The sequence below is a fragment of the Prosthecobacter sp. genome (assembly GCF_046154365.1).
In the GTDB taxonomy this organism is placed as follows: Bacteria; Verrucomicrobiota; Verrucomicrobiia; order Verrucomicrobiales; family Verrucomicrobiaceae; genus Prosthecobacter.
Window position 1 is genome coordinate 1 of sequence record NZ_JBJXFV010000177.1, and the last position, 11095, is coordinate 11095.

11 protein-coding genes are annotated in these 11095 nt (G+C 60.1%); 7 read left to right on the forward strand and 4 right to left on the reverse strand.

Going from position 1 to position 11095, the window contains the following annotated elements:
* Positions 1–205: 205 nt before the first annotated feature.
* Complete coding sequence (locus ACKVY0_RS22625) at positions 206–2146, reverse strand: pseudouridine synthase (protein WP_409217126.1); 1941 nt, start codon at positions 2144–2146, stop codon at positions 206–208.
* 141 nt (positions 2147–2287) lie between these two features.
* On the opposite strand from ACKVY0_RS22625, the gene ACKVY0_RS22630 reads away from it, so the two are divergent.
* The 7 genes from ACKVY0_RS22630 (at position 2288) to ACKVY0_RS22660 (ending at position 8781) form a co-directional block, all read left to right on the forward strand.
* Positions 2288–2893: a Uma2 family endonuclease gene (locus tag ACKVY0_RS22630; protein WP_409217127.1), complete on the forward strand. Its 606-nt coding sequence runs from the start codon at positions 2288–2290 to the stop codon at positions 2891–2893.
* Positions 2894–2971: 78 nt separating this feature from the next.
* Positions 2972–3970 carry a DUF1080 domain-containing protein gene (locus tag ACKVY0_RS22635; protein ID WP_409217128.1) on the forward strand — a complete coding sequence of 333 codons (999 nt, stop codon included), beginning with the start codon at positions 2972–2974 and terminating at the stop codon, positions 3968–3970.
* Between the two features lie 161 nt (positions 3971–4131).
* Positions 4132–5082, forward strand: coding sequence for a cell division protein FtsQ/DivIB (locus tag ACKVY0_RS22640; RefSeq protein ID WP_409217129.1), 951 nt, complete (start codon positions 4132–4134; stop codon positions 5080–5082).
* Positions 5083–5088: 6 nt separating this feature from the next.
* Positions 5089–6306, forward strand: coding sequence for a cell division protein FtsA (gene ftsA / locus ACKVY0_RS22645; RefSeq protein WP_409217130.1), 1218 nt, complete (start codon positions 5089–5091; stop codon positions 6304–6306).
* 33 nt (positions 6307–6339) lie between these two features.
* Complete coding sequence (locus ACKVY0_RS22650) at positions 6340–7974, forward strand: hypothetical protein (RefSeq protein ID WP_409217131.1); 1635 nt, start codon at positions 6340–6342, stop codon at positions 7972–7974.
* Positions 7975–8038: 64 nt separating this feature from the next.
* Positions 8039–8311 carry a UPF0175 family protein gene (locus ACKVY0_RS22655; protein WP_409217132.1) on the forward strand — a complete coding sequence of 91 codons (273 nt, stop codon included), beginning with the start codon at positions 8039–8041 and terminating at the stop codon, positions 8309–8311.
* The gene (locus ACKVY0_RS22660) at positions 8308–8781 is read left to right on the forward strand and encodes a DUF3368 domain-containing protein (RefSeq protein ID WP_409217133.1); all 474 of its coding nucleotides are present in this window, start codon (positions 8308–8310) and stop codon (positions 8779–8781) included. Before ACKVY0_RS22655 ends, ACKVY0_RS22660 begins: the two co-directional genes overlap by 4 nt.
* 432 nt (positions 8782–9213) lie before the next feature.
* Here ACKVY0_RS22660 and ACKVY0_RS22665 read toward each other — a convergent pair whose 3' ends face one another.
* The 3 genes from ACKVY0_RS22665 to ACKVY0_RS22675 form a co-directional block, all read right to left on the reverse strand.
* Entirely contained in the window at positions 9214–9723 is a 510-nt protein-coding gene (locus ACKVY0_RS22665; protein ID WP_409217134.1) for a hypothetical protein, read from the reverse strand.
* A gap of 116 nt (positions 9724–9839) precedes the next feature.
* Entirely contained in the window at positions 9840–10343 is a 504-nt protein-coding gene (locus ACKVY0_RS22670; protein ID WP_409217135.1) for a hypothetical protein, read from the reverse strand.
* Between the two features lie 125 nt (positions 10344–10468).
* On the reverse strand, positions 10469–10945 hold the full coding sequence (locus tag ACKVY0_RS22675) for a hypothetical protein (protein ID WP_409217136.1): 477 nt from the start codon (positions 10943–10945) through the stop codon (positions 10469–10471).
* Positions 10946–11095 lie beyond the last annotated feature (150 nt).

Consider the following 11095-nt stretch of genomic DNA (forward strand, 5'->3'; position numbering starts at 1 on the left):
GGTTAGGTGAGGGGCCAGTTCGGCGTTCGTTGCAGGATTGCTTAACGGCATTGACGCTAGCGTCGGTAGCGTGCTGGAGACGCTAAATAAACGATGGAGAAAGTTTTTCGTTCATGGGATTTGGGTAGCACCCGAGCGTTGTTTAACCGCACTAAACTGCGGACGAATCTAATTCGTTCACCGTTTTTGTAGTTTCGACTTCAACTCAATCGGCATGCGCCCACACGGGCCGCTCGGCTTCAAAGGTCACATTTTCCTTGGTCAGCGGATGGGTGAAGGCGATGCGCAGGGCATGCAGGCATAGCGGCGGATCAACCACGGCCAGTGTTTGCGTCTCGCCGATCTCGCCATCGGCCAGATACGCGGCGTCGCCGAGAATGGGGAAGCCGAGATGCCAGAGATGGATGCGGATCTGATTGGTGCGACCGGTGAGCGGGCGGGCTTCGAGCAGGGCGGTGCCGTCGGCATGGCGCTGGAGCACGCGGAACTCGGTGCGGGCTGGCAGTCCGTGTTCCTCAGCCGTCTGTGACAAGAGCGCTGCATTTGTGGCGTTGCCGCTGGGCGAAGTGCTCAGTGCGAAGTGCTCAGTTGGATCGGCGTCAGCACTGAGCACTGAGCACTGAGCACTTTCTGGAGAATCGCCAACCTGCCCACGCATCACCACATGCCGTCCGCCGAGCTTCCCCGCCTCCGCACTGACGGGGGCATCGCAGGTGAATTCATCCTGCTGCGGATGGCCTTTCACACGGGCGAGATAGACTTTTCCGACCTCGCCACGCTCAAACTGCGGCTGCACCTGGCTGGCGAAGTGGCGGGTCTTGCACAGCACGGTGACGCCGGTCGTATTCGCATCCAGGCGGTGCACACTTCGCGGCTTGAGCGGATGCCAGACGGTGTTGAGAATGAATTGTAGCGTGTTGCGATTGAACCGACCGCCGACATGCACCGGCAGCGGCGCAGGTTTGTTCAGCACGATGATGGCTTCGTCTTCAAACAGCACGCGGATGTCCGCATTCACGTCTGGCTCACGCTGCGCGGGCTTGAGGTGCAAGTAGCGTTCTCCAGCCCTGACGATTTGATGCGCGGGCACGATGACTTGGTCATCCGTGACGATGCGGCCCTCCTCACACACGGCGAGCCATTGCTCACGCGGGATGTGGGGCATGACGTGGCAGAGGCAGTCGAGAATGGTGCCGTGATCGCAGGCTTCGGGCACATTCAGTGGACGCGTTTGATCATAAGGCCTGCTGCCCGGCAGTGGCGTGACGGCGGCAAGGATGGCGGCGTGGCGTTGGGCGATCTGCTCACGCTGCTGCTGCTCGGTGGTTTTGAAGCAGTAGGGGCAAGACACATGCTCCACGTAGCGAGGATCGGCCTGCTCCTCGGCGGTGAGCGGTGTCTGGCAGACGAAACACTGGGAGGAGGCGGTCTCATGCAGTCCGGGATCGACGCCGACACGTTGGTCGAACACAAACAGCTCGCCGTCGTAATGCGCGCTGCCGCATTCCTCGAAGTACTTCAAGATGCCGCCCTCAAGCTGCCACACCTGCTCAAAGCCCTCGCGCTCCATGAAGGGAGCGGCTTTTTCACAGCGGATGCCGCCGGTGCAGAAGGACACGACCTGCGCGTGCTTCATCTCCGGCGGTAATTTGGCCACTGCTGCCGGAAAATCGCGGAAGGAGTCAATGCCCGCGACCACAGCGCCTTTGAAGGTGCCCAGCTTCACTTCGTAGTCGTTGCGGGTGTCGTAGAGGATGATGGGGCGGCCTTCGTCGAGCCATTGCTTGAGCACCTTTGGCTCCAGTCGCGGTGAGGTGTACTTCGCGGGTTCGATGCCCTCCACGCCAAAGGCGATGATCTCTTTCTTGATGCGCACCAGCATGCGGCGGAACGGCTGCTCGGCACTCTCGCTGTACTTCGGCTTGAGGCCCTCCAGCCCCGGAATGGCGTGCAATTCCGCGACGAGCGCATCCACATGCTCGCGGATGCCGGCGACGAACATGTTGATGCCTTCGGTGCTCAGCAAGATCGTTCCTTTGAGTCCACAGGCCTTGCATTGATCCAACAGGCGCTGCCGCAGCGCCTTGAGCTCCGAGAGCGCGGCGAATTGATAGCAGGAGATGTTAGTGATGACGGTGGCGGGCATGGGGCGCTGGATAGAACATGAAAACGCCCGTTGTGCGACTGCAAAGCGTCCTGAAGCACAGGATTGGAGCCATGCGCCGCAACGGAGTTCATGCCGTACAGAACCATTGACGTAACTCCTCGAAGTCGATACCTTCCCACCATGTCCGCTGCCTTGAAGCTCCTGCCGCCGCCTTCGCCCGTCATTACCTGGGAGCAGTACTTGCAGCGCCTGGCCGCCAGCAAGGAGAAGCTCGAATACGTCAACGGGCAGATCTATGCGATGGCCGGTGCCACAGACGATCACAACCGCATCGCTGGCGATGCTTTCTTCGAACTCAGGCAGGCGCTCAAAGGCAAGCCGTGTGAGCCGTTCATGGCCGACATGCTGCTGCGCATCGAGTCCGGCCTCGACAAGCTCGGCTACTTCCCGGATGTCATGGTCATCTGCGACAAGGCTGACCGCAACCCGCAGCACCGCACCGCGCCGAAGTTGCTGGTCGAAGTCCTCTCCAAATCCACCCGTCGCATCGACACGCGCGAAAAACTCACCGCTTACCAAGGTCTGCCCTCCCTGGAGGTATATATAACCCTCGAACAGACGAGCATGAAGGCGACGATCTACCGCCGCTCCAATCAGTGGTGGCCTGAAATCGTTGAGGGCGAAGCTGCCATCATCACGCTGGATGAACTCGGCATCAAACTCGCCCTGCGTGACGTGTATGCGCGTGTCGAGTGGTCTGCGGTGGAGTCCGAGAGCGACACTTGAGCATTGGCGTTACCGCAAAATTTAAGCGCAGATTGTTGCAGATGCTGCGTTTCTTTGCGGCCATCCCAGCCCTCCACCATGCGCCTCATCCTCACCGCCCTCCTGCTCGCCACCGTCGTCCACGCCCAGCAATCCGCCGCACCCAAGCCGCCACCAGCCAAGGCTTACACCGATCCAGCTCACACCGACGACGATTTTGCGATTCAGGGCGAATACACCGGCCAGCTCGATGGCAAGAGCTATGGTGTGCAGATTTGGGCGCAGGGCGGTGGCAAGTTTGAGGCGGTCAGTTATCCGGGAGGGCTGCCGGGGGCCGGTTGGGATGGTGATCGCTCCACGGTGACGAAAACCAACGGTCAGCGTGGTGAAGGCGAGAAGACGGCGATCTTCACGGTCAAGGACGGCACGTTGAAGGCTGAAGTGAGCGGCCAGAGCATCCTCGTCACCAACACCGCCGACGGCGTGCGCGTGATGGAACTGAACCGCACGAGCCGCAGCTCGCCCACGCTCGGCGCTTTGCCGCCGGAGAATGCGGTGGTGCTGTTCGATGGCAAAGGCGAGAACCGCTTTCCCAATTCTCGCGTCGATGAACCCATCGGCGCTCTCATGGAGGGCATCACGAGCGAGGACACGTTCGGTGATTGCAGCCTGCATGTGGAGTTCATGCTGCCGTACATGCCTGCGGCACGCGGTCAGGGCCGTGGGAACAGCGGACTCTACCTGCAAGGCCGCTACGAGGTGCAGATGCTCGACAGCTTCGCGCTCGAAGGCAAAGACAACGAATGCGGCGGTCTTTACAAGATCGCCGTGCCCAAGGTGAACATGTGCCTGCCGCCGCTGACGTGGCAGACTTACGATGTCGATTTCACCGCCGCGAAATACGACGCGGAAGGCAAGAAGACCGCGAATGCCAAGATCACCGTCAAACACAACGGCGTCGTGATTCACGAGAATCAGGAATTGCCCGGCGCGACCACTTCCGCACCGAAGAAGGAGGAGAACACGCCCGGCCCGATCTACCTGCAAAACCACGGCAATCCGGTGCGCTATCGCAACATCTGGGTCGTGCGGAAGTGAGGCTCGGCCAAGGCGGTTTGTGAACAACCGCTCCGGCTGTGAATACATGAGCCGCATTTTTTCGCGAATAATTATGGCAATCGGACTGAGAATCCTTTATTTAAGGACTATTAAGCACCTGTTTTGCCAGTTCCCGTCTCTGGCATGTGCGTTCGCCTGTCATGTCCGCCGCGAAGAAAGGCTCAAAAAAACCAGCCAAGCGCTCCTCTTCCAAGCGCAAGGGCGTGAACACCCACGTCATCGACTACGAACCGGAATCGCCGGTGATTCGCGAGCATGAGGCCGTGGAGCGCCGCCGTCAGGGCTTCCGCACGGCGATGTGGATGATCGTGGTGATGATCGGCATCGGTCTGTGCTGGGTGACGTGGGATGAGGCGCTGGAAAAGAACTCGCAGTTCCTGCTCAAGAGCGTCGTGGTGAACACCGCAGGCACACTCACGCGCCAGCAGATCGTGGCCGCCACCGGACTGACGGAGGACACGAACCTGCTCACGATGAACCTGCGCGAAGTGCGCGCCAAGATCGAGCGCCTGCCGCAAGTGAAGTCCGCCGTGATTCAGCGCGACTACCACGGCAAGCTCACGCTTGATGTGGTGCAGCGCATTCCGGTGGCGTGGATTGAATGTCCAAAACAGAAGCTCTTTGAACCATTGAGCGGCAAAGGCTGCCTGATGGATGCCGAAGGTGCGCCGGTCCCCTGTGATGTCATCACCAAGGAATACCTCGCGCTGCCGAAGCTGCGCTTCCCGGGACTCAGCGAAGCATTTCCTGGCAAACCGGTGCCTGACATTCAAGTGCATGCGGCGCTGCGTTTGATGGAGAAGCTTCAAAGCCGCGATGACGATGACCGCACCGTGCTGGAACTGATCGAAATCCCGAATGCGTGGTCGCTCGTCGCGCATTTCGCCGGCAATGCGAAGATCACCTTCGGTGTCGATGATCTTGATCCGCAGCTCGCACGCTACGACCGCTTCATGCACGAGGCCCGTGAGCGTAAATGGCGCGTCGCCACGCTGAACCTGCTCTCGCGCATCAACACGCCCGCCACCTTTCACGCCCCGCCGGATGTCACCGGTCTTACCCTGGCAGACACCGCCTCCACCCCCCCCTGAACCGCCATGGCCAAAAGCACGATCTACGCAGGACTCGAAATCGGAACGCATAAAATCTGCGTCGTCGTGGGCGAGGCGAAACGTGACGGTGCCATCAAGATCCTCGGTGTCGGCCAGGCACCATCACGCGGCGTGCGCAAAGGCGAGATCGTCGATTTTGAAAAGGTGCAGACCTGCGTGAACGACGCCCTCGTGCGGGCCGAAGACCGCAGCGATGTGATGATCCGCAATGTTTTCCTCGGCGTCACCGGCGCTCACATCGAGAGCCTCAACAATCGTGGCCGCCATCGTCTGCCGGATGATCAAACCGAGATCACCGAGGACGATGTCGAGGAGGCGAAGGAGATCGCCCGCAGCGTCTCCATCCCGCAGTCGAACGTTTTTTTGCACAGCGTCACACGGCAGTACATTGTCGATGGCCAGGAGGCCGTGCGGCAGCCGATTGGCCGTGAAGGCCGCGTGCTGGAGGCGGATTACCACATCATTCATGGCGTGCGTGGCCGCGTGCAGAATGCCATCCGCTGTGTGCGTGAGATTCCGCTCGAAGTGGAGGACGTGGTGTTCAATCCCGTCGCGGCGGCACAGGTCGTGCTCACTCGTGAGGCCAAGATGCAAGGCTCCCTCATGATCGACTTCGGTGCCGGCACCTGTGATTACGTCTTATATGAAGACGGCATGATCACCGCCTCCGGCTGCGTGCCGCTGGGTGGCGATCACATCACGAATGACGTCTCCATGGCGCTGCAAATCCCGAACGGCCGTGCCGAGCGGCTCAAGGTCGAAGAAGGCAGCGTCTTGTATGACGAAGTTCCGGATGGCGAGATGCTCAGCATCGAGGACGACACGGGTTTGATCCTCGGCGAAGTCGAACGCGCCTTCCTGAATGAAGTCATGCACCTGCGCACCAAGGAAATCCTCATCCAGGTGCGCGTGCGGGTGGAGGAGCACCTCGGCCGTCTAGGTGCAGGCGTGTATCTCACCGGTGGCGTTAGCATGATGAAAGGCGTTGACGTGGTGGCCCGCGAAGTGTTTGGCATCAAAGTCACCCGCGCTGGTTCCGCCCCCGTCAGCGGCATCACTGCCACGTTCGAAAATCCGCAGTACTCCGCGCCCATTGGCCTCATTCGTTATGCGCAGATCCTGGACAGCGAGAAACCCTTTCTCTCCCCGCTGAAACGCCTCGGCCGGCGCATGCAGGAACTCCTCTCCACCGTCATTCTTTAAGTTCACAGACCTCATCCTCAACCACCCACCCATATGGTAGAATACGACCGCTCCCAGTCACGCGACGGCACCGACAAACCCGGGCCACGCATCTGCATCGTCGGCGTCGGCGGTGCCGGCTCCAATGTCGTTGATCGCATTACGCTCGACCGCATCGTTGAAGCCACGCTCGTTTGCGCTCACACGGATGTGCGCGTGCTCGGCCACTCGATGGCTCCCGTGAAAATCCAGCTCGGTGCCGAACTCATGAAGGGCATCGGTGCCGGCGGCGATCCTGATCTCGGCCGCGAAGCCGCGCTGTTCTCACGCGAGCAGATCCGCCAAGCCGTCGATGGTCATGACATCATCTTCATCAGCGCCGGTCTCGGCGGCGGCACCGGCAGCGGTGCGGCTCCTGTGATTGCCGAGATCGCCAAAAACACCGGTGCACTCGTCATCGTCGTCGCCACCATGCCCTTCAGCTTTGAAGGCCGCCGTCGTCTTGCCCAGGCCGAGGAAGCGCTCGAGCTGTTGCAGAAACGTGCCGATGCTTTGGTGCTGTTTGAAAACAACCGCATGGGCGAACTCATCCTGCCCAAAGATGGCATTCAAAAAGCCTTCAATCAGGCCGATCAGCTCATCGCCCAGAGCCTGCGGGCCATTTCTACCATCACCATCACACCCGGACTGGTGAAGCTCGGCCTCGACGACCTCACTTCCGCACTCGCGAATGCCAATGGCCGCTGCCTCTTCGGCTTCGGCGAGGCCCGTGGTCAGAATCGCGGCACCGAGGCGCTCAAAAAAGCGCTCAAGAGCCCGCTCATCGACTCCGGTCGCCTCCTGCATCAGACGAAGAGTCTGCTCGTGCATGTTGCCGGCGGCGAATCGCTCACGCTTGTCGAAGTCGAAGGCGTCATGAAGCAGCTTGGCCGTCATGTGCCCGATCAAACGCACATCCTCTTCGGTCTCGGTGTCGATGCGAAGCTCGGCGACGCCATCGCAATCACGCTCATCAGTTCGCTCGGCCTTACGCAGCTCAATGCCCACGCCACTGCCGCCCCGCCGTCCGAAATGCTCCAGCCGCGTGCTGAACTGCCCGCCCCGGCACCGAAACGCGAAGCGCCTGCGAAGAAAGCCCCCTCGCCCTATGCTCCGCCGGTCCAAGCGCCTGCCGATCTGCTCTTCAAGGCCGAGGAAATCGCGGTCGTGTCTGCCGGTGAGCCCTTCCTCGTGAATGACACGCATGCCGAAGCAGAAGTGCCGGAAACCGTCGAGCAGCCAGTGCTCGCATCGGAAGATCCGGTCTTCGAAGAGCCTGCCACCCCCATCATCGCCGCCACGCCCGAAACCGCCCGCATCCCCGTGCGCACGCTGGTTGCCAAGGAACTCGCCGATGCCACCCGTGGCAAAGAATCCAGCCTCGCCGCCGTCGTCGCCCGCAGCGTCACCCTGCAGACCGAGACCGCTCCGCCGCAGGACGAGCTGCTCACCTTCGAAGCTCCCACGACGACCACCATCAACGCCACCAACACCATCATCGCCCGCAAGCCCGCTGCCACCGAGCAGCAGACCTTCAGCCTCGGCGAGGAAGACCGTGGCCGCTTCAAGGACACCGAACCCTCCATCGTTCAAGGCGAAGACCTCGACGTGCCGACCTGGATGCGCTTGAAGAAGAAGCTGCGCCGTTGATCTCGGGGGATGCTGGTGGTCATGCGCCCCCTTGCTGACGGGGGAGGGTGTGATAATATCCACCATGATTCTGACCCTCGACATCCCGGATGAATTTTCGGGTGAATTGACCGCGAAAATGGGCAATCCAGCCCGTGCGGCCTTGGAGGCTTTTGCCGCAGAGGCATATCAGCTCAACGCGCTGAGTCTTGAGCAGGTGCGCAAATTTCTAGGGCTTGAGTCGCGCTGGGAGGCGCAGGCGCTGCTCTCTAGGCGCGGCGTGTGGCCGGGACTGTCGGCGGATGAAGTGCTCCGGGATGCGGAGACCGCTGCCGCCTTCACGATTGCCCGGCAATGATCATCATTTCGGATGCCTCGCCCTTGTCTGCATTGGCGGAGATCGGCGAACTGGAACTGCTGCACCAGATGTACGGTCAGATCGTCATTCCTGAAACGGTGCGTCAGGAATGCTGCCATCCGCATTCCCCTGGCGCATTGGCCCCATGGTTCACCCGCACGGACAGTTGGTTCCTCGTCGTTCCAGATCCGGTGCCGCTGCTGCCGGAAACCGGCGGTGTGGACGCAGGCGAGGCCGCCGCCATCTCGCTGGCATGGCAGCACCGCAAGGATGCCCTGCTGATCATGGATGACAAAGACGGGCGCAAGCTCTGCGATGCCCTCGGCCTGGTCAGAACTGGCACCGCTGGCGTTCTGCTCGCTGCCGCACATGCAGGCTTGGTAGATTTCGAGAGTGCGGTGACACGTTTGCAGGCCACCACGTTCCGACTCAGCACCGCCGTCCTCAATGAACTGCGCAGCCGTCTCTGATCTGCCGGGCCAAGTTCACCATTGAGAGCGACGGGAGTACTGCACAGACCTGATCAAATCACTTCCGTCCCCCAAACGGCTGCTGCGACAGCGCATTGAGCTGATTCTCCGCAGGCAGCAGTCCATTTAAGGGCATGGTTGGGCCGTTTACTGGTCGGATTTGTCCATTAAACGGGCCGGGTAATCCATTTATCCGGTGGATTAACCCGTTCATGTGGCTGGTTAATCGGTTTATCCAGCCAGATAATGAGATTATGGAGCCGGTTAAACTGGTAGGCGGGATGCAGGAACGGAATGCTTGGCCGGATAATTGAATTAACCGGCGAGTTAATTAGCTCGGTCCGCAGGATAATTGGAAGAGTGAGCAGGTTAAACGGTGCATTCCACCCGGAAAAGGGGCGAAATCATCGGGAAAGGGCGAGTTCGAGGCCTCTATTCCGTTTTGGCTGGAGAAGGTTCAGCGGAAACAGCCGGGAAATCGGCGCTGGCGGGCGGGGATTCTGCCGGAGCGGGGCGGGGAAGGGTGCAGCGGTAGAGACTGCCGTTCCGGCCCGTCCGTGCTTCGGCAATGACCACCTTCCCCTGCCGGATCGCTCGGTTGAGAAAGGTCTTCACCGTGCTGCCATCCGGGAAGTTCCGCGTCACCTTGTAAATCGCCCGCTTGAACTCCTGCGGGGCGAAACCGCCCTCGGGCATCTGCACCAGGCAGTCCAGGAGGATCTCGTCATAGGGCTTCTGCGGCTCCGCTGGGGCCGGAGGCTGACTCGGCAGCGTGGGAGCTGGCGCGGCAGTCCCGCTTACGGTCACCATTGGCGGGCTGGCCGACAGCAGCGGCCGATGCTCCTCCAGCAGCGCCCGCACCTTTCGGACCATCTCCAGGTCCGCGACCAGCTTCGCCTCCAGCCGCCCCAGAGCATCCGGGGATAAATCAGAAACAGTCATGGGAAAGGGTGATCCGTTTCCTAAACGGCGTCAAATGGAAGGTTTCCGCTCAAGGTGTGGCACCGGCTACCGTCGGCGCACCTCCAACGGGCGATTAAGGGTCATAGTCGTGGACATCATTTCGACTTGGCGCGGGTGGCCGGTTGTCCCCCACCGTCTTGTTCGCCTGCCCGAGTTGGCTTGCGTGCATCAGGCGCTGCGTTGCTTGCCGCTGGCTTCAAGATTGGGAGGGGCCCCATGGGCTCCTTGGACAAATCTAGCCTACCCTTGGAATCGCGATTGACGGACGAGTATTGGGCCAGCAACCGGTCTGCATTCTGGCTGTCACCCAACAGGTAATACGTGCGAATCAACGCCAGGTGGCAATCGCTTGCTACATACAGAGGTGTAGAATCGTCGGCCTCGTGTTCCAAGTCTTCAATGGCAGCTATCAAGGCGTCGCGTAGTTCCTCATAGGTTTTGCATGAGAAGAGCTTGGCAAAAGAGTCGCGGGTAATGGTGTGTGGCGGTCCACGATAGTCCCAACGCGCTTTGCTGTTCGGGGGAATTGGATGGTCTGCAACAGCTTCTTGGCAAATTGCAACACCGAGTGCTATCAGGATCAATGCTTTAGCTTTCATATTCTTTTGAGGCGAACGCTTTGGATCAGGCGACGGCGAGCGGGAAGCGGGAAGCGGGAAGCGCCGATGACACGACAGATGCCATACGAGCCCCCTGCCTGGATCCGTTTTGTTCGCCCCGTTGGCTATGTTGCGTTCTGACTCCATGTGTCGAATGTCACCGCCCAAGAGCCGCCTTCTTTGGAGTAGAAAAACCGATAAAAGGGCAACTTCAAGAGTTCATCAGCGGACTCTGGATCGGTGCCAGTCTCCTTTAGGCGAGGAATGATCTTCAGCGCTACAATGCCGGTGATGCATTCCACCAACAATGGGATGCGTATGGAGGGCTTGTCATACGGTAGTGCAATCGTCTGATCGAAGAAGTGAAAGCTGAAACTGTGTGAGGTAAGACTCAGAGGAACTTCATGAACAGAGTTCCCATAGTCATCAAGAGCGCTCAACTTCTCGTCCGATTCTCCCTCGGAGTGCGCCAGAACCTGTCCGATGGTGAAGCCCCCTTGAATCTCGAAGGCAAACTGAATAGCAGGGTCGTCGTTGCTAACTTTTCCTGCGTTGGGATCGTCGAGTAGAGCGGCCTGAAATGCATCTAGTAGATTGTTCATGGAAGGGGACTCAGGTTCTTGGGCGAACATTAAGCAGTGTATCCGAGCAGGAGGCGGAAACAAGGCTCGTTTTCCGGGTGGCGCGTGGCCCGCCTTCTGGTCGGATACACTGCTGTTGGACTGAGCCGCTGCGTGCCCACGATTCCCTTA

Excerpts from the sequence above, each read along its gene's own strand:
- ACKVY0_RS22625 (WP_409217126.1), bottom strand. The coding sequence starts at position 2,146 with ATGCCCGCCACCGTCATCACTAACATCTCCTGCTATCAATTCGCCGCG.
- ACKVY0_RS22630 (WP_409217127.1), top strand. The coding sequence starts at position 2,288 with ATGTCCGCTGCCTTGAAGCTCCTGCCGCCGCCTTCGCCCGTCATTACC.
- ACKVY0_RS22635 (WP_409217128.1), top strand. The coding sequence starts at position 2,972 with ATGCGCCTCATCCTCACCGCCCTCCTGCTCGCCACCGTCGTCCACGCC.
- ACKVY0_RS22640 (WP_409217129.1), top strand. The coding sequence starts at position 4,132 with ATGTCCGCCGCGAAGAAAGGCTCAAAAAAACCAGCCAAGCGCTCCTCT.
- ftsA (WP_409217130.1), top strand. The coding sequence starts at position 5,089 with ATGGCCAAAAGCACGATCTACGCAGGACTCGAAATCGGAACGCATAAA.
- ACKVY0_RS22650 (WP_409217131.1), top strand. The coding sequence starts at position 6,340 with ATGGTAGAATACGACCGCTCCCAGTCACGCGACGGCACCGACAAACCC.
- ACKVY0_RS22655 (WP_409217132.1), top strand. The coding sequence starts at position 8,039 with ATGATTCTGACCCTCGACATCCCGGATGAATTTTCGGGTGAATTGACC.
- ACKVY0_RS22660 (WP_409217133.1), top strand. The coding sequence starts at position 8,308 with ATGATCATCATTTCGGATGCCTCGCCCTTGTCTGCATTGGCGGAGATC.
- ACKVY0_RS22665 (WP_409217134.1), bottom strand. The coding sequence starts at position 9,723 with ATGACTGTTTCTGATTTATCCCCGGATGCTCTGGGGCGGCTGGAGGCG.
- ACKVY0_RS22670 (WP_409217135.1), bottom strand. The coding sequence starts at position 10,343 with ATGAAAGCTAAAGCATTGATCCTGATAGCACTCGGTGTTGCAATTTGC.
- ACKVY0_RS22675 (WP_409217136.1), bottom strand. The coding sequence starts at position 10,945 with ATGAACAATCTACTAGATGCATTTCAGGCCGCTCTACTCGACGATCCC.